The organism is Dielma fastidiosa (genome assembly GCF_000313565.1).
GTDB classification, from domain to species: Bacteria; Bacillota_I; Bacilli_A; order Erysipelotrichales; family Erysipelotrichaceae; genus Dielma; species Dielma fastidiosa.
The window spans coordinates 129011-153529 of sequence record NZ_HE578929.1; the positions used below are offsets into that span (position 1 = coordinate 129011).

General features: G+C 39.0%; 26 protein-coding genes. 23 read left to right on the forward strand and 3 right to left on the reverse strand.

Annotated elements, in window-relative coordinates; genetic code table 11:
- The first annotated feature begins 16 nt into the window (after positions 1 to 16).
- From DAHG_RS14160 to DAHG_RS14195, 8 genes are all read left to right on the forward strand, one after another.
- On the forward strand, positions 17 to 469 hold the full coding sequence (locus tag DAHG_RS14160) for a DUF1307 domain-containing protein (protein WP_022939007.1): 453 nt from the start codon (positions 17 to 19) through the stop codon (positions 467 to 469).
- Positions 469 to 882 carry a glycosyltransferase family 2 protein gene (locus DAHG_RS14165; protein WP_022939008.1) on the forward strand — a complete coding sequence of 138 codons (414 nt, stop codon included), beginning with the start codon at positions 469 to 471 and terminating at the stop codon, positions 880 to 882. Before DAHG_RS14160 ends, DAHG_RS14165 begins: the two co-directional genes overlap by 1 nt.
- An 8-nt stretch (positions 883 to 890) precedes the next feature.
- Positions 891 to 1400: a hypothetical protein gene (locus DAHG_RS14170; RefSeq protein WP_147576406.1), complete on the forward strand. Its 510-nt coding sequence runs from the start codon at positions 891 to 893 to the stop codon at positions 1398 to 1400.
- 4 nt (positions 1401 to 1404) lie between these two features.
- A complete protein-coding gene (locus tag DAHG_RS19795; protein WP_022939010.1) occupies positions 1405 to 2679 on the forward strand; it encodes a UDP-glucose dehydrogenase family protein in 1275 nt (424 codons plus the stop codon).
- A 422-nt stretch (positions 2680 to 3101) separates the two neighbouring features.
- Positions 3102 to 4856: a DEAD/DEAH box helicase gene (locus DAHG_RS14180; RefSeq protein ID WP_022939011.1), complete on the forward strand. Its 1755-nt coding sequence runs from the start codon at positions 3102 to 3104 to the stop codon at positions 4854 to 4856.
- Positions 4857 to 5128: 272 nt separating this feature from the next.
- Positions 5129 to 7840, forward strand: coding sequence for a bifunctional diguanylate cyclase/phosphodiesterase (locus DAHG_RS19800; RefSeq protein ID WP_022939012.1), 2712 nt, complete (start codon positions 5129 to 5131; stop codon positions 7838 to 7840).
- A gap of 21 nt (positions 7841 to 7861) precedes the next feature.
- Positions 7862 to 8137, forward strand: a complete 276-nt coding sequence (locus DAHG_RS14190; RefSeq protein ID WP_022939013.1) for a hypothetical protein — start codon at positions 7862 to 7864, stop codon at positions 8135 to 8137.
- Positions 8138 to 8252: 115 nt separating this feature from the next.
- Positions 8253 to 8843 carry an ATP-binding protein gene (locus tag DAHG_RS14195; RefSeq protein WP_022939014.1) on the forward strand — a complete coding sequence of 197 codons (591 nt, stop codon included), beginning with the start codon at positions 8253 to 8255 and terminating at the stop codon, positions 8841 to 8843.
- Positions 8844 to 8881: 38 nt separating this feature from the next.
- Here the strand turns inward: DAHG_RS14195 and DAHG_RS14200 are convergent, their stop codons facing one another.
- Positions 8882 to 9841, reverse strand: a complete 960-nt coding sequence (locus tag DAHG_RS14200) for an L-lactate dehydrogenase (protein ID WP_022939015.1) — start codon at positions 9839 to 9841, stop codon at positions 8882 to 8884.
- Between the two features lie 61 nt (positions 9842 to 9902).
- Complete coding sequence (locus tag DAHG_RS14205) at positions 9903 to 10733, reverse strand: mechanosensitive ion channel family protein (protein ID WP_022939016.1); 831 nt, start codon at positions 10731 to 10733, stop codon at positions 9903 to 9905.
- A 138-nt stretch (positions 10734 to 10871) separates the two neighbouring features.
- Between DAHG_RS14205 and DAHG_RS14210 the strand changes: the two genes are divergently transcribed.
- From DAHG_RS14210 to DAHG_RS14270, 13 genes are all read left to right on the forward strand, one after another.
- Positions 10872 to 11336, forward strand: a complete 465-nt coding sequence (locus DAHG_RS14210) for a hypothetical protein (protein WP_022939017.1) — start codon at positions 10872 to 10874, stop codon at positions 11334 to 11336.
- Between the two features lie 45 nt (positions 11337 to 11381).
- The gene (locus tag DAHG_RS14215) at positions 11382 to 12125 is read left to right on the forward strand and encodes a hypothetical protein (RefSeq protein WP_022939018.1); all 744 of its coding nucleotides are present in this window, start codon (positions 11382 to 11384) and stop codon (positions 12123 to 12125) included.
- A 60-nt stretch (positions 12126 to 12185) separates the two neighbouring features.
- The gene (locus DAHG_RS14220) at positions 12186 to 13319 is read left to right on the forward strand and encodes a glycerate kinase family protein (RefSeq protein ID WP_022939019.1); all 1134 of its coding nucleotides are present in this window, start codon (positions 12186 to 12188) and stop codon (positions 13317 to 13319) included.
- 33 nt (positions 13320 to 13352) lie between these two features.
- Positions 13353 to 13829, forward strand: coding sequence for a thioredoxin fold domain-containing protein (locus DAHG_RS14225; protein ID WP_022939020.1), 477 nt, complete (start codon positions 13353 to 13355; stop codon positions 13827 to 13829).
- A gap of 154 nt (positions 13830 to 13983) precedes the next feature.
- A complete protein-coding gene (locus DAHG_RS14230; protein ID WP_022939021.1) occupies positions 13984 to 15009 on the forward strand; it encodes an alpha-hydroxy-acid oxidizing protein in 1026 nt (341 codons plus the stop codon).
- Positions 15010 to 15022: 13 nt separating this feature from the next.
- Complete coding sequence (locus DAHG_RS14235) at positions 15023 to 15412, forward strand: inorganic diphosphatase (RefSeq protein WP_022939022.1); 390 nt, start codon at positions 15023 to 15025, stop codon at positions 15410 to 15412.
- 91 nt (positions 15413 to 15503) lie between these two features.
- The gene (locus DAHG_RS14240) at positions 15504 to 15980 is read left to right on the forward strand and encodes a DUF4358 domain-containing protein (RefSeq protein ID WP_022939023.1); all 477 of its coding nucleotides are present in this window, start codon (positions 15504 to 15506) and stop codon (positions 15978 to 15980) included.
- A gap of 264 nt (positions 15981 to 16244) precedes the next feature.
- Entirely contained in the window at positions 16245 to 18173 is a 1929-nt protein-coding gene (locus DAHG_RS14245) for a BglG family transcription antiterminator (RefSeq protein WP_022939024.1), read from the forward strand.
- A 143-nt stretch (positions 18174 to 18316) separates the two neighbouring features.
- Complete coding sequence (locus DAHG_RS14250; protein WP_022939025.1) at positions 18317 to 18727, forward strand: PTS sugar transporter subunit IIA; 411 nt, start codon at positions 18317 to 18319, stop codon at positions 18725 to 18727.
- 82 nt (positions 18728 to 18809) lie between these two features.
- Entirely contained in the window at positions 18810 to 19298 is a 489-nt protein-coding gene (locus DAHG_RS14255; protein WP_022939026.1) for a PTS system mannose/fructose/N-acetylgalactosamine-transporter subunit IIB, read from the forward strand.
- A gap of 11 nt (positions 19299 to 19309) precedes the next feature.
- The gene (locus DAHG_RS14260; protein WP_022939027.1) at positions 19310 to 20110 is read left to right on the forward strand and encodes a PTS mannose/fructose/sorbose/N-acetylgalactosamine transporter subunit IIC; all 801 of its coding nucleotides are present in this window, start codon (positions 19310 to 19312) and stop codon (positions 20108 to 20110) included.
- Positions 20100 to 20927 carry a PTS system mannose/fructose/sorbose family transporter subunit IID gene (locus tag DAHG_RS14265; RefSeq protein ID WP_022939028.1) on the forward strand — a complete coding sequence of 276 codons (828 nt, stop codon included), beginning with the start codon at positions 20100 to 20102 and terminating at the stop codon, positions 20925 to 20927. The genes DAHG_RS14260 and DAHG_RS14265 overlap by 11 nt, the downstream gene beginning before the upstream one ends.
- Before the next feature lie 17 nt (positions 20928 to 20944).
- Positions 20945 to 22183, forward strand: coding sequence for a hypothetical protein (locus tag DAHG_RS14270; RefSeq protein ID WP_022939029.1), 1239 nt, complete (start codon positions 20945 to 20947; stop codon positions 22181 to 22183).
- Positions 22184 to 22297: 114 nt separating this feature from the next.
- On the opposite strand, the gene DAHG_RS19805 is transcribed toward DAHG_RS14270, so the two are convergent.
- On the reverse strand, positions 22298 to 22864 hold the full coding sequence (locus DAHG_RS19805; RefSeq protein WP_022939030.1) for a tyrosine-protein phosphatase: 567 nt from the start codon (positions 22862 to 22864) through the stop codon (positions 22298 to 22300).
- Between the two features lie 214 nt (positions 22865 to 23078).
- On the opposite strand from DAHG_RS19805, the gene DAHG_RS14280 reads away from it, so the two are divergent.
- Together DAHG_RS14280 and DAHG_RS14285 are read left to right on the forward strand one after the other, a co-directional pair.
- The gene (locus DAHG_RS14280) at positions 23079 to 23702 is read left to right on the forward strand and encodes a hypothetical protein (protein ID WP_022939031.1); all 624 of its coding nucleotides are present in this window, start codon (positions 23079 to 23081) and stop codon (positions 23700 to 23702) included.
- Positions 23703 to 23827: 125 nt separating this feature from the next.
- The gene (locus DAHG_RS14285) at positions 23828 to 24511 is read left to right on the forward strand and encodes a DUF4358 domain-containing protein (protein ID WP_022939032.1); all 684 of its coding nucleotides are present in this window, start codon (positions 23828 to 23830) and stop codon (positions 24509 to 24511) included.
- The last annotated feature ends 8 nt before the right edge of the window (positions 24512 to 24519 follow it).

The following is a 24519-nucleotide window of genomic DNA, read 5'->3' on the forward strand; positions in this document are numbered from 1 at the left end:
ATGAGGAGAAGAAAGAATGAAAAGGAAATTGATAAGTTTAAGCATGCTAGTCCTGCTAGCGGGATGTCAAAAAGAAGGTGTCGTGAATCAACAGGCAATCTGTACGTATGAAAATGAAGACGTGAAGGCAGAGACGATCTTTGAACATGATGGAAAAAATGTGATCATGCAGACCAATCATAATCAGATTGAATTGGAAAAGGTCGAAATAAGCAAAGAGGAATTGGAAGCAACGGCGATGATAGCCAGTGAAATCTATCGGCCGTTAAGTGGTGTGACATATTATTATGAAATCGATGACACATATTTTAATGAGACATTGATCATAGATTTCGACAAGGCATCATTAATTGAATTGGCAGATATTGGATTGGTGCGGAACATGAAAGAAGAAGTGACGTCAATTTCCATCGAAGCAACGATAAACAGTAATCGAGAAATGGGAATGACCTGTAGTGAGGGACAGTAATGAATGAAGAGGTGAAGCCTTCAATCAGTGTGATCTGTCCGGTATATAATGCTCAGGATTATTTGCCGGATTTACTTCAGTCGATCCTTCATCAGACTTTTCAGGATTTTGAGTGTCTGTTGGTGAACGATGGTTCTACGGATCAAAGTGAAGCAATCATTCTGCCTTATTTAAGTGATCCGCGCTTTAGATTGTGGAAACAGACGAATCAAGGAGCACCAGCGGCACGAAATCAAGGGATTCGGCAGGCAAAGGGACAATATTTGTATTTCTGTGATGCGGATGATGTGTTGGATGAGCATTGTTTGGCAGTCTTATTGGCCGCTGCAAAAAAGAATCAAGCAGAGATCGTCTCAGCCGGTATTGAGGCTTTGGATAAGCCTAAAAGTTTTAAGGACAAAATAAAAAAATAATTGGAAAGTTGGAACATCGTGAAGCGGGCTGGTTTGATTCACCCATTCCAGGAGGAAAATTATATCTTCGCTCTTTTGTTTTGAACCATGAGCTTCAATTTGCACCGCTTCGTTTAAGTCAGGATCTTCAATATTATTTAGAAGCATTACTTTGTGCCGAAAGCTTCTGTTTTATCGATGAAATCGTCTATTATCATCGCAGTGATGTGGCAGGCAGTATCAGCTGTTCCTATGGCAAACGAATCATGGATATCGAGAAGTGTTTTGATATCGTTCAATCAAGGATGGATCAAATGAATGAAGGCTGTGCTTTGGCTAAATTGATAAGAACCTTGAAGCTGCGTCATTTGATGTATCAATGGTGTAGGATTTCAACGCTTGCTTTCGAGGATCAACAAGAGGTGGAGGAATGGCTGCGTAAAAGAATAAAAGAAACGATCAAGCAAGGGGTCATTTGGCATGATTGTTACCTGCATTATGGTGAGTATTTATGTAAATTGATCCTGCATAGGAGGTAAGCATATGGAAATAGCAGTAGTAGGAGTAGGGTATGTAGGGTTGGCTGTCGGCTTGATCTTTGGTGAAATGGGACATCAGGTGACCTTTTATGATTGTGATAAAGAAAAGCTAGAAGGTCTAAAACAGGGAATCATGCCCCTTTATGAACCTGGAATGAGTGAATTATTGAATGAATTGTTAGCATTGGGTCGAATCAAGACTGCCATGGATGAACAGAACACCTATCGCAATAAAGCTATGATTGCGGTATGTGTAGGTACACCATCTACTGAAAGCGGTGAAACGGATCTTACCAGTTATTGGCAGGTGATTGAAGAGGCCGCCAAGGCAGCGAATCAAGAGTTTATCCTGCTGATTAAAAGTACGGTACCGATTGGAACCGGAAATCAGACTGCCACCTATCTGCAAGAGCATGCCAAGGATAAGAGTATGGTAGTGAATAATCCGGAATTCTTATCACAGGGAACGGCCCTGATGGATATGCGAAAAGCTGATCGCATCATTATTGGAACGGTCGATAAACAGGCTGCAGCCATAATGAGTGCATTTTATGCACCGTTATCACGGCCGATGCTGTTTACTGATAATTTGGGAGCAGAGCTGATAAAGTATGGCAGCAATGGTTTTTTGGCAGTGAAGTTATCGTATATCAATGAAATTGCGAAACTATGTATGCACTATGGCGCAGATATCAAAGAGGTAGCGGCCGGCATCGGTATGGATCATCGCATTGGTCACGGCTATATGAAGGCAGGGTGTGGGTATGGCGGCAGTTGTCTGCCCAAGGATACCCATTCCTTGATTTATCAGGCAGCGAAGCAAGGATATGAACTAAAAAGTGTGAAGGCAGCGGATGCCGTGAATGAGGAACAGAAACTAATATTATTAAAGCAAGCCAGAATTCAGATGCAGGGGTTTGATCAGAAAAGGATTGCGATATTAGGAGTAGCGTTTAAAGCAAATACGGATGATCTGCGGTGTTCACCGGCGGTTTTGAATATCAAGATAATGATTGCTGAAGGAGCAGAAGTGGTCGTCTATGATCCACAGGCGGCAGCCAAACTACAGGCAAGCTATCCGCTAATCAAACGATGTGAGAGCATAGAAGAAGGGTTAAGAGCCGCCGATGCGTGCTTCATCTTTACAGAATGGGAAAGCATTCAGCAATTAAAGCGAAAGGATTTTGCGCGGGCGATGAAACAGGTGCTGATTTATGATGAACGCCATTGTTTAGATAAGCATGAATTTGCACGGAATGAGTTATATACTATCGGTTAAAAGGGAGACCTCTATTAACATTAATTGTTATGAAAAACTTTACTTTTGAATTAAAAAGATGCCTAACGCCAATTAAAAGTAAATAAAGTTGAATTTTAAAGTTTGTAAAGTAAACAGAAAAAACCTTCCAGGGGAAGAAGGTTTTTTCCTGCTTAAAGAGATAGAATTTTAATACGAAAAAGGGATTAAAGGGGAATGGTTTTTCGTATGCAAGTTTCCTTGCACGTTTACTATACCAAATGCAATCTGCGGAATTTGTCGAAAAATAGGTTTAAAATAAGAAGTTTAATTTTATCGCTTATGATCTGCCGAATAAAATATTTATTGACGGGTATATTTAAAAATGATATGATTAATCAGTTATTGTTAATATAGGCTAGAGTACATTAGTTTGTACTCGAATCATTAGAAAGAAGGTACAAATGACAAATTTTAATGAATTAGGTTTAAGTAATGAAATTTTGAGAGCCGTCAGTGAGATGGGATTTGAAAATGCAACCGACATACAGGCACAGGCAATCCCATATATCTTACAAGGGAGAGATGTGTTAGGTCGTTCTAATACAGGTACAGGCAAAACAGCAGCCTTTGGATTACCAGCTATCGATAAGGTAGATCCAACAAATCGCAAGCCGCAAATTCTTATTCTAAGTCCTACCAGAGAATTGGATATTCAGATTGCGACTGAATTAAGAAAGTTTTCTAAATATAAAGAAGGTGTCAAAATCGTTCCGATTTATGGCGGTCAGCCAATTGACAGTCAGATTCAGCTGCTGAAGCGCGGCTGCGGTATTGTCGTAGGGACACCGGGCCGTGTGATGGATCATTTACGCCGCCGTACTTTAAAGCTTGATGAAATCAAGATGGTAATTCTTGATGAAGCAGATGAAATGCTGAATATGGGCTTTAAAGAGGATATTGAAGAAATCTTAAAGGGCATGCCAAAGGAACAATATCAGATGACTTTGTTCTCTGCAACTATGCCAAACAGTATTATGGAAATTACAAGACAGTTTCAGCAGGATCCAGTCAGTGTTGAAATCAAGAGTACACAGCGTACGATCGATACTGTGGAACAAAGCTATTATGAGTGTGGCCGCGGCAAGAAAACAAATGCGCTACGTATTCTGCTGAATGCTTTTGATCCAGAATTGACAATGATTTTCTGTAATACAAAAAAGATGGTGGATGAACTTGTCGATGAGTTGAATTCATATGACATTAAAGCTATTGGCCTGCATGGCGATATGAAGCAGCAGGCGCGTACTCGTGTCATGGATCAATTCCGTACTGGTAATTATCCGATATTGATTGCTACTGATGTTGCTGCAAGAGGCATTGATGTTGATAATATTGATCTGGTAGTCAATTATGATATACCGCAGGATAATGAGTATTACATTCATCGTGTAGGCCGTACAGGCCGTGCCGGTAAAAAGGGCAAGGCGATTACATTGATTGCCGGCAAGCGTCAGCGTCAGTTCATTCGTGATATCATGCGTTATACGAAGACAGCCATCGCGCATCGTCAGCTGCCAAGCAGTGAAGAGTTATTGGAAGAGAGCAAACGCGCATTTGTGGCTCAGGTCATGAGTGCATGCTCTGAGGATATCAATGAGGAAAGTATTGAAATAGCAAATGAAATTCTCGGTGAGGGAGTTGCTATTGAGAACGTATTAAGTGCTTTGATTTCAATGCTTTATAAGCCTGAGGTAATAGATGCCGGGGTTGTGGAAGAGGTTTTCAATAAGAAAAAGGAACGTAAGTTCAATGATGCTGACGCGACAACGCTGCATTTCAATATTGGCCGTAATCAAGGAGTTGCTGCTAATCATTTAGTATGCGCCATTGCTGAAGAGACAGGTCTGCCTTCATCGGTTATTGGTAAAATTGATCTGAAAGCCAAATATACCTTGGTTGATATCGCCAATGATTCAGTAGATAAGGTGCTTGAACATATGGCAAACTGCACGATCCGCGGATTCGAAGTAAATGTTAAGATTGACGGCGGTGCGCCAGTGCGCAAGACAGTTAAGAAAAATAATGAGGGCAGCTATAAGCCTAAAAAGATGAGCGAAGATTCATATAAGTCAAGAAAAACGACGGAACATGCCCGCCGCAATAGCTCAAAGAGCAAGAATGAAAAGCCGCGCCGCAAGACACGGTATGATGATTAAATAATCCTTGAACTGGTCATTAATTTGATCAGTTTTTTTTAAATTAAGAAGTGTGAGGGTTTCATCCGCAGTATAGAGACGAGTAATGAAACAGCTTTATTTTGCCTGCTTCATGGCCTTGCAATCATTAAAACTACCGTAAAACCTTGTTGCTTTGAAAAGCATAATGGGGTACAATTAAATTAATAATAGCGTAATTTTTGGGGTTTAATTAATTACTGTGGCAGTCATTCACAGCCGTTAAATTAAATGGAAGACGGGAGATTCAAACAATGAGAACGAAACGGGGATTTCAGCTATATACCGGCATGTGGCTGCTTGCCGTCCTGCTTTTGGCATTGATGCTTATAAGGACAGTTGGCGACGCTAGAATCATCAATTACAGTGGTTTAGTGCGCGGTGCAACACAGCGTTTGGTGAAGGAAGAAATGAATGACAAGCCGGATGATGAACTGATTGTGCAGCTTGATGGTATCATTTATGATCTTCAGACCGGTAAGGGTGACTTTGGGCTTACTAAAAATAATGATAAGGAATTTCAAAGACAGCTGTCTGAATTGAATGGGGTTTGGAGCAGTATTAAGGATGAGATATACGCTGTTCGTTCTGGCCGTTCAAAACTTGAATTGTATACATTAAGTCAGCAGCATTTTGAGATGGCAGACCGTCTCGTACTGCAGGCTGAACAAGATTCAAATCATAAGCTTGTAAATTTTATTTTAGTTTACTTTTTAATATTGCTTTTATCCATTGCTGTGTTTTTTGTTGTGAATAAGCGGAATGAGAAAACATTAGAAACGGCGGTATCAACTGATAAACTGACAGGGCTTTTGAATCGTTCCGGATTTGAAGCAGCAGCTGAAAATTTGCTTCAGCAATCTAAAGGGAACTATACTGTGGCAGCTTTTGATATAGATAATTTTAAGATTATTAATGATTCCTTTGGCTATGTTCAAGGGGATCAGCTTCTGAGGGCTATCGCTTCAGCATTAAAACATTGGAAAAATGCAAATTATCTATGCGCGCGTCTTGATGCGGATGATTTCATCCTGCTTGGTGAAGCGAGTGATACATTTGCTTCTGAGTTAATGGCTGTTCTAAAGCTTGCGGCAGAGGAACAGAGTTTTCTGAAACCTTTTGGTACTGTTGGAATTACATATGGCTGCTATCAGCTGCAAAATAATGATGAGCCGATTAAGACAATCATGGATAAGGCTAAGCTGGCTCATAAGGCTGCCAAGGCATCAGCTGATAAATCGCTTGTTTGGTATGATGAGCATTTGCTGGAAAAAATGATGCGGGAGCGTAAATTGCAGGAGCATCTGCAAAGCGCCCTTAGTAATGAGGAATTTGAGCTGTATTTCCAGCCTCGGGTTGAATTGTCCAATCTGCAGATTGTGGGAGCTGAAGCGTTGGTTCGATGGGAATTACCCGGCAGCGGAACTTTATATCCGGATTCATTCATTCCGATTTTTGAAGCAAATGGTTCGATTGCTGAATTAGATTTTTATATGCTTAAAAAGGTTTGCAGATATCTTCATGAGCGTATGATACAGGGTGTAGAATTGTTCCCGATATCAGTTAATTTTTCTCGTGTCACGCTTTATCGTGAAGCATTTTATGAGACTTTTCATGCGATTGTAGATGAATATGCCATTCCTCATGACTGCATTGAAATTGAAGTGACAGAAAGTGCCTTTAATGACATTGCAGATATTGTTCTTCAGATGCTGAATCAGCTTGATGAAGAGGGTTTTCCTATCGCGATGGATGATTTTGGCTCTGGTTATTCTAATATGAATTTATTAGGCAGCCTGCCGCTTCAGATTATTAAGCTGGATAAAGTTTTCTTACAGGAAGCAGATAGCAATGAGCGGGTAAAGGGGATTATCATTTGTGCAGTGGAATTGGCACATACGATGGGGGTTCAGATTGTGTGTGAGGGAGCAGAGACGCAGCAGCATGTTGATTTCCTGCGTGAAATTGGCTGTGATTTTGTGCAAGGCTATTATTTTACCAAGCCGATTCCTCACCGCGCGTTTGATGAAAAATATCCGCATTTTGAACAGCGTAATCTTTTACCGCATCGCCATATGACCAAGAGTGATATTTCTATGGTGCCGAATTGGGAAAAACGCAGCAAGCGAATGTTTGAGGAGATTTTGGCTGAAACATATCCCGGCTTCTTGAGTCTTCGCAATGAAAAGCATCAGATTGTCTATCTGAATCAAAATTTCCGTAACTGGATTGCTAAGTATACGGATGTTGATCCATTGGGAAAAACGAATATAGATTTGGCGGCCATTGTTCCGGAGAATGTGGCGGATACGTTTATGCAGTGTCATGACGGCAGTCTTGATCTGCAAAAGGATCAGGATAACATAACCGGTGTTAAGAAGCTGCTGGAATTTAAAGGGGCGGCGGGTACTGATGAACCATCTCAGTATTTTGATGCACTGAAATATTGGGTAACAATTGATGGTGCTAAATATATTTTTACAGTTGCCTATGATGTAACTGAGCTTTATCAGGAGGATATGGTTAATCTGCAGAATGCTTTGACGGACAGTTTGACAGGCGCGCAGAATCGCCGCTATCTGATAATGAATTCAGAGAAATTTTATGGACATTATGCGGCAGCCTTTGATTTAGATCATTTTAAGGCAGTCAATGATCTTGAAGGGCATCTCATCGGAGACAAGGTTCTGCGCGATTTTGTTAATTTTATCAGGGAACAAGTACCTGGTGTTTTGGCCATGGTTCGTTTAGGCGGTGATGAATTTCTTGCGGTTTTCCAAAGCGGTGAGAGTGCGGAGGGTATTTTAGAATCGCTGAAGCAGGCACGAACACGGTATGAGTCACTTTATCATCAGCATGCGAAGCTTTCCTTCAGTATCGGCATCGGTCAGTTAAAAGCACCCATTGAAGCTTCATTAGGTGAATTGGATCAGCTGATGTATGAGGATAAACATCGCAATCGATAATTACGAAAGGAGAGTGGCTGAATGAAAAAGGTAAAATTATTTGCGGCGGTATTATGTTTTTTAATATTAGGCAGCTTTTTGTATAATCAGAAGCAGGCAAGCGATTGTGTTAATCAACGGCGTGAAGTGATTGAGGCAATCTTTTCAGGCAGGGGCTATATGTTTGCTGATACAGAGGATATCACGGAAGCTTTCATCACTGATTATGCTGATGCCTATGCTGAAGGTGATTTGCTGAGTATCGCCAGAGCGATGGAGAAGCTTGAACCAGATGGACTCAGCATTATCTATCAATAAGATTAAAAGTGAATAATGAAAATCAGTGATAATATATGTTTATCATATTTTCAGAGTGTATATTAAATGCAATCTTGTATGTTATCGGCTATAATGATTCTCAGTAGGTGATGAGATGAAATTTCAAGCTGTTATTAATACAGATCGATGCATGAACTGCAGACAATGTCTGCGCATTTGTCAGGAACATATGTTTATTGAGGTTAATGGTCATACGGCAGCTATTAAGGATGGCTGCAGCGGCTGTAATGAGTGTGTGACACACTGTCCCTGCGCGGCAATAGAATTAACAAAAAAAGAATGCTGGTGCTGTGAAGGGGATTGCTGTGACGGCAATGATTCTGAACTATATAATTGGCCGGTTCATCTTTCAATGATCAGCAGTGATAACCGCTATCTGCCGCATGCTGATTTACTTTTAGCCGCTGATTGTGCTGCTTATGCTTATGCGGATTTTCATAAAGAATTTATGATTGATAAAGTCGTACTGATTGCCTGTCCGAAAAACGACGCTAATCACACATACGCAAAAAAACTGGCTGACATGTTCAGAAAGGCTGATTTTCATTCGATTCAAATTGTCCGCATGAACAGCGATTGCTGCATGAGTCTGAAAATGCTTGTGGATGAAGCTGTGCAATTAAGCGGTTTGCCGATTCAATACCACGAAGTAGTTGTCAGCAACGACGGTTGTATATATGAATAATAGAAGCAAAAAATAGTCTGCCGAGTACGGCAGACTATTTAATTCCAATTTAATTCTTGTTCAATATGCTTGATATTTTCCTTCAATGTCTTGCAGCTGTTGAAGAACTTTTGCTGATCAACATCATTTAATGGCAGACGAATGATTTCACGAACTCCGCTGCGGTTAATGACCGCCGGCACGCCGATATATAAATCACGTTCATGATATTCATCCTGCTGATAGGCAGAGATTGTCAGAATGGCGTTTTCATCATCCAGGATAGCTCGGACTAAACGATTTAAAGACAATCCGATACCATAATAAGTTGCTTTTTTCTTTTCGATAATTTCATAAGCAGCCTGCTGTACCTGACGATAGATTTCATGCAAATCATCAAGCCCCTTATGCTGTTCATCCAAAAGCTCCAGCATCTTTTTACAGCCTACATAGGCATGCGTCCAAGGCACAAAGGATGAATCACCATGTTCTCCCATCATATAGGCATGCACGTTGGTTGGTGATACATTCAGATAATCAGCCATCAAGGTACGCAGACGGGCAGTATCTAAGATCGTACCCGAGCCCAGCACCCGGCTGGTTGGCAGTCCGCTGACTTTTTGCGCGACATAGGCCATCAGATCCACCGGATTGCTGGCAATGATTAAAATGCCGTCAAAGCCGCTGGCCATAATACTTTCCGTAATCGATTTCATTATTTTTGCGTTAACCATTGTCAGATCAAGCCGTGTCTGACCTGGTTTTTGAGCTGCACCGGCAGTAATTACCACAATCGCTGCATCTTTGCAGTCAGCATAGCTGCCGGCTTTAATTTTAATGCGGCTGCTGGCATAAGGAAGACCATGACTTAAATCCATGGCTTCACCTATGGTTTTGTCTGTGTTCATATCGACTAATACAATTTCATCGATACCACCTGTATTTAAAAAGGTATATGCCATGCTCATGCCGACAAAGCCAGTACCAATCAGTACCAGTTTTCTGTTTTCTAAATTCATATTGTTGTCCTCCTGTTTTTATTATAGCCAATCAGCCGGAAAACAACAATTTTAACACTTTTTAATTTTGATGAATGACTACCTGCGGATAAGGAATCACAATGCCGGCTTCATCAAAACGCTTTTTGATACTGATGCGCAAATCGGACAGCATTGCATAACCTACCGCGCTGGAACGGCTTTGCAAGGCAGCTTTTAATTCAATACCGCTGTCTAAAAAATTTGTGCAGCGCACTTTTACGGCTGGAATGCCATCCGTCTTTTCGGCGGCACTGCGCAGATCAAGAAAATCTGGGTGCTTCATGATTTCCTCAGCAATGATGCTGATCGCAAGATCAAGATCACTTTCATAGGATATCTGCAGAATAAGAAAATCACCCTTAAAGTCAGCCGCTGTCACATTTTCGAGCGTAGCCTTATTAATTTCACTGTTGGGAATCATAATTTGAGTATTTTCATAGGTTTTAATTACCGTATGACGCAAAGAGATATCCAAAACAGTACCCACTAAGCCATTATTGGTTTTAATTAAATCACCAACCTTAAAGGGCTTGAAAAAGAGAATCATCATGCCGCTCACTAAATTGCCAACCGCTTCCTGAGCCGCAAGACCTAATACTAAAGCCAATACGCCACCGCCGGTCAGCAATGTTTTGACGATTTCCTTTAAAGCTGTGAATTGATAGCATATGCCTAGTATCAAAACGATATTCAGCCCTATTTTAATCAGCTTGATGATGATTTGCTGATTATCATTTTCATATTTTAAAACAATATGAATCAATAGCTTTTTTAATAAGGTAATCAATAAAAACAAAAAAAGCATTGTTAATAAAGCATCAATAAAAGTTGTCATAAAAAAGCTGTTAAGCATCGTTAAAATTTGCTGCATTGTACTTCCTCATTTCATTGTCTTTATTATACTCAAAAAGACTTAAAAAATCATTATAAAAAGGAATTTGTGGAATTGTGTGAAGCTATTGAAAATATAATGCTTTCAGTTATAATTAATACGTGAGAGGTGAGTCTCGTGAGTGAAATAAGAAGCAAACGTTTGTACTGTCATAATCTCCCTGAAGATCGTACGATTGAAACTAAAATTAATTCCAAGCCGACAGGCGGTCTGCTTGTCTTTGTCTTATTTGGCATTTCCTTAATGTGTGTCGGTAAGCTGTGGATTTTTGGTTTACTGATTACTTTAATGGCTCTGGCGGGCGTTGTCTTTATAAAGAATCACGTTATGACTGAATTAAGCAGTGATCATGCGGTATTCTATAAAGAAAGCAGCCGGGAGGAGTGCTTCTATCTTTATTGGGATGATGTAGAAGAATGGAAGATCATGCCGATGAAGACGGGACTGGATCAGCTGATTATTGAGCTGAAGGATGGCGAAAAGGTACGCTTTACAGTATTTTCAAGAAGAAAAATTGAAAAATATTTTAAAAAATACGCGCCGAATATCGCTAAGGTAGACCTTGATGATGACGATGAATAGAAGCAATCAAAGCATTGCTTTTTTTCTTTAAAGGAGGGAGACTGAATGAAAGAATTAGATCAGCGATTTCATGTATCAGATAAAAAAATCGTTTTGCTTTTCGCATTGCTTTGTGTTAATGTGCTTTCCGGTATTTTGATTCAGCTGACCGGTATGCTGAGCAGAGACAGCAGTGAGCTTTGGGTCATGCTTTTGGGCGGTTATCTTGGTTATTGCTTTTACTTCATGATGCTTTCTCTATATGTTTCAGCTTTAAGAGCGGATCGGACATTAAGGATGCAGGAAATGATTCAGACAATCCTTTACAGCCTGTTGTTTTCTCTGCTTTTTTATAGCTGTTCATCACTGTTAAGCTATTATGGTTTTGTCATGCTGATGGGAAAGGGATCATTCTTGCTGAGTCTTTTAATCATGCTGTTTATCCTTCTTTATATTCCTTATTCACTGTTATGCATGTTTCAGTTTATCGATGTTCAAAACCCATTCAAGATCATGTGGCATTCAGCCTGTCTTTTAGCCAAACATATCCGAGTCTGCTTAGGGCTTGTCTGTGTCATTGCGCTGCTTGAGGGTTTATATATGGCATTAAGCAATTCACTGTTTCAAACATCACTGAGCTTTCAGCCTTTGGTTTATGTCAGTGAGATTTTAACTTGCGCCAATCCTTGGTCAGCGCTGAATACAGAACCTTTCAGCTGGCTGTTATTTACGCTGCTTTACGGTGTGATTTTCGCTTTTGTTTTCTTTTATGGCCTGCATCTTGTAAAAGATCTTGTCGAAAATCAATAAAATACTGGCAGTGCCAAACTTCTAATGGTAAAATAAACTATATAGTCAGGATGTGATGAAATGAAAATTGTCATTGCCTGTGATTCTTATAAAGGTTGTTTAAGCTCATATGAAGTTGCTCAGTACATAGAAAAAGGTATTTCTATGGTTGATGAGACAATGGCTGTGAATAAGTATGCTATTGGTGACGGCGGTGAAGGCACCGTTGATGCGTTTGTCCGAATAACAAATGGCCTGCTTGTAGAAACAACGGTCTTTGATGCTTATTTTAAAAAGCGTAAAATCAAGTATTGTCTCTGTGATCATGGTAAGACAGCAATGATCGAGGTTGCCAGCATCATCGGTTTGACGATGACGCCTCGTGAAAAGCGGATGCCGATGATTGCCAGCAGTTATGGTGTCGGTACGGCATTGCTTAATGCCCTGCAAAGAGGTGCTCACCGCATAATCTTGGGGCTGGGCGGCAGCTGTACGAATGACGGAGGTATGGGAATGCTTCAGGCGCTGGGCGCTCGTTTTTATGATGTGAATGGCAACCTGCTGAATGCTCAGGCGGTTTCTTTAGAAAAAATAGCAAAAATTAATCTGGATCATCTCCAGCGTTTTAAAGATGTAGAGCTTATTGCGGCTTGTGATGTGGCAAATCATCTATTGGGAATGCAGGGGGCAACGCATGTGTTTGGCAAGCAAAAGGGATTGTTCCCCAACCAGATCAAGCGGCTGGAAAAAGGCATGCAGAATTATCGTGACCGGATGCTTGAGGCGTGCGGTCTTGATTTAGACAGCTTTGCCGGCGGCGGTGCGGCTGGCGGCATCGGTGCGGCGTTTATCGGTTTGCTGAATGCACGGATGATGCCGGGCATTGATTTGATTTGTCAATATTGTGATATTGAAGAAAAAATCGCTGACTGCGATTTGGTAATAACCGGTGAGGGACAGACGGATCGTCAGACACGTTTTGGAAAAGTACCAATGGGTATACTAAATATAGCCAAGCGTTACGATAAACCGGTGGTGGTACTCAGCGGCGCCATAGGTTTAGGTGTGCATGAATTGTATGAATGTGGTTTCTTAGGCATCTTTTCGATTGCTGATCGAGCCATGACTTTCCAGCAGGCATTGGAGAACGCCCCGGATAAGCTGGTAGCTGCCAGTTATGCCCTGGTGAATACAATTGCTCATTTTAATAAATGATGATATACTAACTGAGTATTAATGGAGGAACTTATGAAAAAATTCTTTATCAGTATAAGCTGTCTCTTTGTACTGCTTACATCTGCGTGCAGCAATAATTATGAACGTTCAACTGAATCAGGATCATTAAAGGCTGTTCAGCTTCCGGAAATGGAAGAGAAAATGGCTAACGGTGATACATTTATGATGATATTCTCACAAACCAATTGTTCACACTGCAAGAAGTTTAAGGAAGATGTGCTGGCTGGTTATATAGTTGATCACGGAATTGAGGTCTTTGATGTTGTGTTTGATAAACAGGACAGTATGGACCCGGTATTCGCATTTATTAAAGAACATCCGAATCCATCAGAATTTCTGACTGAGGACATGGATGCGGAAGCGCCTTATACACCGACATTCTATTTTATTGAAAAAGGTGAGGTTAAGGATATCTGGATCGGTGAAATGAGTGAAGAACGATTCGATAATTATGTTCAGAAGTATCGCCTTGATGAAGTAAAAGGTTAGTGTTGAAGAAAGAAACAACAGGCAAGTGTTTGCTGAATTGTTTCTTTTTATTTCGTTCGCCAAATCATTAACAAGAAAAACCTGAAAAAATATGAAAAAGCTTGAAAAAATGTTTCATTAAACGTATAATAGTTATTGGAAGTGGAGTGAAAGAATGGAATCATGGAATGAAGTGATGGCAAGCGCAAAGGGCAAAATGAGTTTGTGCAGAGCCTGTAAAAATTGCAACGGTATCGTGTGTGCGGGAGAAACACCGGGATGCGGCGGCAAGGGAAGCGGAAGTTCATTTATGCGCAATTACAATAAGCTGCGTGAGATCTGTATTCGTCTTGATACGATTGCAGGCAATGATGAAATTTCGACAGCTTCAGATTTTTTTGGTACACCTGTTTCATTACCGGTGTATGCGGCGCCGATTGGCGGCATTAAGGTAAATTATGGTGCTGAAATCAGTGAGGCTGACTATGCCAGAGAACTTGTAGAGGGTTGCTTGGCTGGCGGTACACTCGCTTTTACCGGCGATGGCATGAACCCTTCGATGTTCTCTGATCCGGTAGCTTATTTAAAAACGAAAAATGGTCTGGGTGTGCCAACGGTTAAACCTTGGGATATGCAGAATATGAAATGGCGGATCGAAGAAGCCAATGATGCTGGAGTATTAGCTGTCTGCAGTGATATTGATGCATCAGGACTTACCGGTCTTAGAAATTCTACAACACCGGTTGAATACAAGAGTGTAGAGGATTTGAAGCAGATATCTGCCTGCTGCCAGTCACCATTTATCGTCAAAGGCATATTAAGTGTTGATGGGGTAATGAAGGCTTTAGAAGCAAATGCTTCCGGCATTGTTGTATCAAACCATGGCGGCCGTGTTTTAGACGAATGTCTGGCCGGCATTGAAGTGCTTGAATCAATTGTGAAAGCAGTTGACGGCAGAATGAAGGTTTTTGTGGATGGCGGCTTTAGAAGCGGCAATGATGTCTTTAAAGCATTGGCTTTAGGGGCAGATGGTGTATTGATCGGCCGTCCATTCTCACATGCTGTCATCGGTGATGGCCATGAGGGCGTAAAGCTTTATATTGAAAAGATTCAGTTAGAATTAAAAGAGGCCATGGCAATGGCTGGCTGCAAGACCATTCGTGATATTACCCGCGATTGTGTCACAGTGAATTTTAGATAAAGGAGAAGATGAAATGAACGCTTATGAAAACAACGCTTTTTTCTGGCAGAAACTCGATACTTTGTATCTGTCAAGTAAACTGATTATTGATCGTGCAAAGAATACTTGTCATTATAAATATTCTAATCTTGTCTATCCTGTTGATTATGGTTATTTAGTTGATACAACAGGTACAGATCAGGCGCCGGTCGATGTCTTTAAGGGCAGTGAAAAGAGCAATTTGGTACAAGGTATTGTAGTGAGTGCCGATATCCTGAAGAAGGATTGTGACGTAAAATTGCTGGTGGGATGCAGTGAAGAGGAAGAACATGAAATTTTGGTTTTTCTAAATCAAACTGAATTCCAGAAATCTATTTTATTGCATCGCGGCGATGAAGTGCCTGAATGGGCAAGCAACGATTAAGCAACTTATTATAAAAAAGCGGCAAGTCATCATTGATTCTGCTTTTTTTTTCGAATTTGATGCATAATATAGTTGTATTAGGAGGGTTAACATGAAATTAAAAAAATTATTATGCGCCGCATCATTATTAATGGTAGTGGCTGGCTGTTCATCAAAACCATCAGCAACCGAGGTTGATTTAAGCAAGGTATCAGAATCAGTCTATGAAAAGGTTGAGAGCGGCGAGATCGAAATGGGTATGATGAGTGAGAATCTTGATGCTTCAGCAATGATGGATTTATATGGTTTAGATATTAAAGATTTAGAAAGCTATGATGTGCGAATGGCTTTGATCAATGTTCAGGCAAATGAGATTGCTATGTTTGAAGCAAAGGAAGGCAAGCTTGACACAGTAAAAAAAGGCGTAGAAAAACGTCTGGAGAATTTAAAGGAATTATGGAGTCAATATTTACCAGATCAGTATGAGCTAGTAAAGAATAGTGTAACCTATGAAAATGGTAATTACTATTTCTTTATTGTTGGTCAGGATGCAGAGAAAATATTAGAATTGATTAAAGCTAATTTCTAATCATAAATATAAAATCCCAATGGATAAATGAAAGTATCTGATTTCATTTCTCTGATTGGGATTTTTATTATGCGCTAAACCAATTATTTCCTTTTAATAGAATCATATAATTAAACACCGAAATTAAAGCATTATATGCAAGCTTAAAATGATAGCAAGCATCGAATTTCTTACTTCTATTGAAATCTAATCTTCAATTTAGTATGATACAGATACTGGTGGTGGGGATCTCTGGTTAGTATATTAAGAAAGCGGAGGTACCTGATGTCTAATTTAAATCGCAGAATAATATCAATAATGAAATACTTATTAAATAGCTCACAGCCCATCAGTTCAGAAATACTTGCTTCAATTCTTGGCACTACATCCAAAACCATCCGTGCTGATATAGAAACTATTGATTTGATTTTAAGCAGTGTAGGCGCTAAAGTCAGTTCTAAATCAGGCAGCGGTTATCTGATTGAAGTGGTGGATAAAAATGAATTTAATATTTTTCTTGATCGATTCAATGAGAAATATAATCACAGTGCTTCACCGCCGGTTTATAATGAAGAAAGAATTCGCTATATCATGCATTATTTATTAGTCAGTGAAGATTATATTAAAAGTGAAGTTTTTTTAGATAATCTCTATATCAGCAGAACAACCTTGACTCAAGATTTGCGGTATGTAAGGGGAATATTAGCCGATTATCATTTATCCTTAAAGCAAAAACCTAATCATGGTCTGGCAGTTGCCGGTGAGGAACAGCATTTGCGTATAGCTTTAATCAATTATTTGTTTTTAGATGAAGAATTAGCTGCTGCAGAATTTATGCCGATGGTTCTTAAACTGGATACCAAAGGCTGTCTTGATGTTATGCAGTATACGTTAATGAAATCTAAGATTCATGTAAGTTATCAATCCTTAAGAGAATTAGCTGATTTAATTTCAGTCAGTGAATATCGCAGGCGACATCATCATTTTGTCTTGTTTAATGAATTGCAGCTGGAAGAGTTAATGAATTTGGAAGAATATTCAATTGCTTCATGGATTTACAGTGAATTAAATATTGATACAACGCAGAGTGAGATAGCCTATTTAGCTTTATACATTGCTTCCAGAAGAATATATGAGATTAATGATGAATTTTCATTGCAAGAGAATAAATCTTTATTCTTCTTATGTGATGAAGTATTGAAATTCTTGTTTATTTATACTGATATTAATTTTCTATTGGATGAAGATGTACGATTGCTGATGTCGCGTGAATTTAGAGGCTTATTGCTGCGGATCAATTATAAGATTGAAAACCGCGGACTGCCGGTTATGGAATTGAAAGCAATGAGTCCTATTTTTGATTATGCGCTTTTAGCGGCTGATTATTTAAATAAGAAGTATAATTATAAAATATCTGAACAAGAAATTGCCCAATTAACCTTATTGTTTCAGCATTCTATCTTTAAGGATAATTTATTTTATCCAAAACAGCGTGTTTGTTTAGTATTTCATCATGGAAAATTATCAAGTTACAGTATTGATCACAGCCTACGTAAAAATCTAGGCGAATATATTGAGACAATAAAATTTTGCGAATTTCATGAACTTACCCGTGCAATCGATCAGGAATATGATTTAATCATTACTGATATGCCGCGTATAAATTTTAATTGCTCAATTCCTGTTTATCAGGTTTTAAATGATTTTAACAGCGATGATATTCTGAAGGTGAAACGCTTTTTGCTGCATCTTGAAGATGAATATGCGCTCTTTATGCAGGGCTTTCATGATAATTTAGTTCTATGTGAACTTAATTTTTCGACGAAAGAAGAGGTTATTAAATATTTATGCCAGCAAATTACAGAGAAGCATCATGTCTCCAATGCTTTGTATCAGGCAGTGCTTGCTGAGGAAAGTATTTCATCAGGTGAACGCGGGAATAATGTGGCAATCATGCATTCACTCTTTCCGGTTTGTGAGCAGACGACAATTGCCGTGGGAATCTTGAAAAAACCGATCCTTTGGCAAAATGAAATGGTCCAGCTGATATTTGTCATTGCCATTGGCAGCAATGAAAATTATGTTTTCATGAGCTCATCATTAATTCATTTATTAACTAGTAATATCTTTGCAATTCATGAATTATTGAAGATTAAATCATTGGATCAGCTTAAAAAAATCATTTATCAATATTTGGTTTTAGAAAGAAGTTAAGTAAAAAAACTGTTCATACAGTTTTTTTTACGCCATGCTGCGCGTTTTCTATCGCTGAATTTCATGAATATACCGGAAATTTCACTGCTTTAGTTTTATATTGAATGCTTTAAAATGAAAGTTGTGAAGAGGAGATATGAGCTATGAGAAAAATATTAATCGCGAGTCATTCAGAATTGGCAGAAGGCATGAAACAGACATTGAAGTTTTTTGCCGGCAATCAAATTGATGTAAGTGCTATTTGTGCTTATGTAGATGAAGAAAGTCTGCAGTCTAAATTGGATGCCTTCTTTGAAAAAGTATCTGATGAAGATGAGGTGCTGATTTTCACTGATCTTTTAGGGGGCAGTGTCAATCAAGCGATGCTATCATATTTAAACCGCAGACATGTGCATGTAATTACTGGCGTATTTTTAAGTATAATTTTAGAGTTGATTTTTAAAGAGGGTAGCTATCTAACTAAAGAGGAGATTCAGGCAGCACTTAAAAAGACAAAGAAGGGTATTGTTTATATGAATGATTATACGGTTGATATTCATGATATTGATGAATAATACCTTAATTATGCGGTAAATTTAAAACTTCAAGTTAAATTTACTCAGCGTTATAGTGAAGATATAGAAAGGAGAGATTGTTATGGCAATCATTCATACACGAATTGATGATCGTTTGATTCACGGTCAGGTAGCAAGTATGTGGACTAACCAATTAGGAGCGACACGCATCATGGTTGTTGATGATAAAGCAGCTTTTGATGATATGGTTAAGACTTCATTAAAACTGGCAACGCCTTATGGTGTAGCGCTTTCGGTACTGCCAATTGAAAAGGCGGCCAGCCGCATCATCGCAAACGCTTATGAAGGGCAGCGGGTGTTTATGATCGTAAGGGCACCCAATACATTGCTTCGCCTTGTTGAATTAGGGGTAAAAATAAAAGAGGTAAATGTCGGTAATCTGACTCATACAGAAGGTAAGATTAAAATTTCAAATCAAGTTTCGGTAACTGATGAAGAAGTGAAAGATTTCTATAAGCTGAAAGCAGCAGGGGTTGAAGTATCGCTACAGCTTACACCGAATAATCAAAGAGAGGATTTTATGAAAGTAGTGGAGCAAGCCACTAAGTAGGAGGAAGCAGAATGGAAGTTTCAATTATTCAAATGATTCTAGTCGTATTATTTTCCTGTTTTTTTATCTGGGATTATGTTAATCCATCTATCTTCGTATGTTGTCAAAAGGTAATCTGCGGATATGCTGTTGGTCTGATTTTAGGTGATCCTCTTGTTGGCCTTCAGATAGGCGGCACGTTGGAATTGATGTCTTTAGGGGTTGTCGCATTTGGTGGCGCCAGTGTTCCAGAATATCCGCTAGGTGCCATTTTAGGTACAATTGTAGCCATTATGGCAGGAAAGGGAGCCGAATACGGTTTGATGGTTGCCCTGCCAATTTCGTTAATCGCAATACAGGCAGATGTCATGGTTCGCACAGCTAATATTTTCTTTGTTCGACAGGCACAGAAAGCTGCTGAAAAGCTGCAGATGAAAAAGTGCTATACATGGCTTTGCAATGCGTATACATTATCATTTTTGAAATATGCGCTGCCGGTCATTGCCTTATTTATAATTGGGCCAGAACGAATGACAGCTTTCACTAATGCAATCCCGGAATGGCTGATCGGTGGTTTTAGGGTTGCCGGCGGTTTGCTGCCAGTTGTTGGTATCGCAATTCTCATGCGCTTTATGAATGCTAAAAATGACCTTGCCTATTTGTTATTTGGTTTTGCTTTAGTCAGCTTTTTAAATGTACCAATGATCGGTATCGCTATCTTTGGGGTAGGTCTCGGTTTATTGGAATATAAACGCGAAAATGAAAAAATGGCATATCAAACGAACAATGATCATGCAGTATTACAAGTAGGAGGCGATGAAGATGAGCTCTAATCAAGAATTCCGGCAAGTTGTAACTAAAAAGGATTTAAATAAAGTGTTTGCCAGATGGACCATAGGCGCACAAATGTCAGGAAATTATGAAGTTGCTCAGGCTGGTGGTGTGGTTGTAACACTTGGACCAGTTTTGCGTAAAATTTATCCTGATGATGAAGAATATAAACAGGCGATTGCTTCTCATTTTGCTTTTTTTAACACTAATACATGGATTGGCAATATTTTGATTGGGGCCGTAATCGCCATTGAAGAATCACATGAAATTAGTGGTTTTCAGGAAACAAGAGCGGCGGTAACCTCAATTAAAACTGGACTTATGGGACCGCTTGCCGGTGTCGGTGATGCTGTTTTAGTTTTACTGCCAATGACAATTTTTGGCGTTATGGCTGGCAATATGGCATTAGAAGGCAGTGCGTTAGGAATCTTGCTGGGGGTTGCTTATTGGGTTGTAAGTATGTTTTTGCGCCATTGGTTCTTGTTTATGGGATATAAGCAAGGAAATAAGTTTGTTACTACATTATCTAAACAATTAAAAAGCATTACGCACGCAGCAACCATTCTGGGTTTAATGGTTATCGGTGCGCTGATTGCCAGTTCAGTTCATGCAAATGTGCCTTTAGTTATAAGTCAAGGCGGAGTAGAGGTTGCAATTCAGGATACTTTAAATATGATTATGCCTAATTTACTGCCGATTCTATTAGTTTTCTTAGTTTATTGGCTGCTTGGCAAAAAAGGCTTTACAAGTACAAAAGCTGTTTTCTTGATTTTGATTATTTCTTTTATCGGTTATTTCCTTGGCCTTTTAGGTGCGTGATTTAAGGGAGAGAAGCGATGAAAATATCATTTCATAAAGTTAAAATCACGCCTAATCAGCCTGCTTATCTATGCGGTTATGAAGGAAGGAATCAATTATGCAGCGAAGTTCTTGATGATCTTTATGCATCCTGTTTAAAAATAATTGAAAAGAATGAAGTTTATGTTCTTTACAGTCTTGATTTACTGAGCCTTGATCCGGAGCTTTTGGAACAAATGAAAAGGCGTATCGTAAAACATGGTGTCAACTATGACCACATTTTAATATCAACAACTTGTACTCATAGTGCTCCTGAAACAATGGTAAATGGTATATTTGATGATCCTAATCATGGCGCCTCACCAGATTATCGTGAATTTTTAGTTAATCAAATGGAAGCGGCATGGCTTGGCTGCGGTGAAGGTGTTGAAGTTGAAGTCAGCTATGCAGTGCAAAAGATAGACGGCTGTTATGGGAATCGTAATGGTATGGAGCTGCCTTGTGATAAAGATGTCTCTTGCATCCGTTTTGATTATTTGAAAAAGCCTATTTATATGATTGTGAATATTGGCTGTTATCCAACTGTACTAGGTTCAGAGAACGTAAAAATCAGTGCCGATTTATTTGGCGCAATCCGAGATTCGATGCGGGAGCTTTATCAGGTAGAGGTATTTATGATGAATGGCGCTCAAGGCAATGTTTCAAATCGTTTATATCGGAAAAGTCGTGATGAACAAGAGCTGCAAAGAATGAATGAAGGGATTTGTTCGCAATTAAGTGATCTTCATTTCAAACTGATAGAAAAATCGGGTATATGCGTAAAAGATATTTCTTATAAGGTTGATAATCAAAAAAGTCTTATTGAATTAGCAAAGAAGCGTGATCGAATCATTCAGTTAATGAATAACGCTGATGAAAAGGAAAAAGCTTCCTTGAAATTTGGACTAAATTATTTAGAAATGAATCAAAGGCAAATGAAAGCACCTTATGAAATCATCAGTACACGGCTTTTGAGTATTGGTAATCTTTATCTGGTAATGGTTGGTGCGGCGATGTTTACCCAATTTTCGATTCAAATCAAAGCAGCATTCCCTGAGCATAAAGTATTGATATGGGGATTGACTGATGCTAATGCTGGGTATATAGTGGCTGAAGATGAATATGGAGATAATTTTGAATCGATGCTGACTAAATTTCCTAAAGGGGAAGGAGAAAAATATGCTGAATACATAATAAATCAGCTGAAAGAGTTTATTCGTGATAAGGAAAAGCAATGATAACCAAAATAATTAGTTAAAGTAAAAAGATACATATATTCTCTATCATTTCCTGTTTACAGGAGAGAATAAATGTATCTTTATTTATTTCCGTGATATGCTATGGAGTAATTTTTATGGCAGATATTTTAGTAATTGTGCTATGTTTTCAGGATGCGGAACAATAATTTCGATATCGACCTCGGGATGAGCACTTACATGGGCTGTAAGCATATCCAACAAATTATCTTTAGATTTCATATAATCTTCAATAATTACTTCATCACTGAATCCAAGCCGTTTTAAAATAATTGCTGAAACTACGCCAGTACGGTCTTTGCCTGCCGTACAGAAATACAGCACATTGGATTCTGCATTCAGAATTGTATCAATAATAGTATCCATCTTCGCATCGAGCATCTGTTGATAAATGGTATACAGATGGGCAAGTGACTTGGGGGTACCACCGCCGCCTGTAACTGGCAGATGGCTATATGTAAATCCCTCGCAATTTTTAAGAGTACATTTTTTTTCAGCTAATTCTTCGTCTGAGCGCAAATCAATAATTGTCGTTATATTATTGTCTAATAACCATTGAACTTCCTTATCACTCAATTTTTCCGGAAGATCACTTCTGATAAATCGCAGGCTGCCCGTTGGTAACGCACGTGTATTTCTTGTTGATTGTAATAAAGAACTCATATCAAACACCTCTTTTATTAGTGTCAATCTATCACACTGCCATGAATTGTCAAGCAGCTTATATGAAAAAGGCTGTAAATTTGAGAAAAATTAATTTTAATATCGAATTATTGATGAAAATGACCCTTTTACTTCAGACATTCTTAATTTAAGTCCCATTTATTTCCGCTAACAATTTTGTATAAAATATGATTTAATAGCCAAGGGTGAGGAAATGAAAATTGTATGTATATTGCTTTTATTTTTAACCGGCTGTGTAAATGTGAATGTGAATCATTATCATTTTACAGTTAATTCGGAAGGTGTCAAAGAGGAAGTGACACCATCAGATGATGAAGTAAATCAAGAAAACAATGAAGAAAAAAAGGAAAATAATGAGGTTGTACCGCCAATTATTATTCAGCAGGTTGTAAGACCTGTACTGCCAATTGAACCAGAAGAAGAGGCACCGGTAAATAAAGAAGTTTCATTTTTGGATATTGTAGCTCGCTTTAAAGATGCCGCGGCAATTTATGAACTGAATTATTTTACACCCATTTCAATCTATGAAATTTATGGTGTGAATGAGCTTTTGGTAGAAGAATTTGTAGGTGGCAATCGAATTATAGAGCAGGGTATTTATGAAGCAGCAGTATTTAAAGCCAGAGCGGGAATGAGCGATCAGGTCTATCAAAAAGTGATTCAGCGTCAAGCCTTTCTGCTGGCACAGTATCCGTCCGCTTTGAATGTCAATCAGGCATCGATCATACGGATTAATGATTGGATCATTTACAGCGTATTGGAAGAGAATCAGACATTAATTGATGCAGTCAGTGAATTAATCAATCAGAGCACTTAGGTGCTCTTTTACGTTTTATGGAATCATGCAGGTTGCCTTAGAATTTCGCAACTTATGGAAAATGACTGGTATCTTTTATTGAATCATGATTTAATAGGATAGCATTTTATGAAGGAGAATAAGAGATGAAAAACACAAAAACACTATTATGCTGCATGCTGATTTTATTAGCCGGCTGTGCATCTAAGAATGAGGAACCAAAAGATGACCAGAATAAGGTTGTAGAACCTGCAACTAATAATGACATTGCTTCTGATAAAGAGGATGAAAAGGAAGAAAATAAAGAAATCAATGATGAAGAAGAAAAGGATGAAGTATTAGATCAAAATGATCAGGAAAACGCGGAACCGATTGTACCTTCTAAACCGGCAGCTCCTGCACCTTCAGAGCCGGAAGCGCCTAAAGATGAGCCTGAGGAAACTTTAACTGCGGATCTTGACGCATTGGCAACTGCCATTCAGGCAACGGATCTTTTCTCTATGAGTATGATGATGGACAATCAGCAGATTGCTGATCTATACGGCGGAATCGGTACGGATCATTATGAGACAGCCATTGTGTTAAAGAATTTAATGTCACCGGGCGGTGATGAAGCAGCCATCTTTAAAGTAAAGGCTAATCAGATGGATGCGGTGAAAGCCGGTATCAATGCGCGTGATACTTATGGTAAGAATGAAGGCAGTTTTTACGAAATGGAACAAGAAATGTTTAATAATTCAAAAATTATTGAAATCGGTGATATAATTGTGTATATTGCTGCCAGAAATGTGGATGAAGTGGCATCAATTGTTGAAACGAATTTAAAATAGAAAGTTGG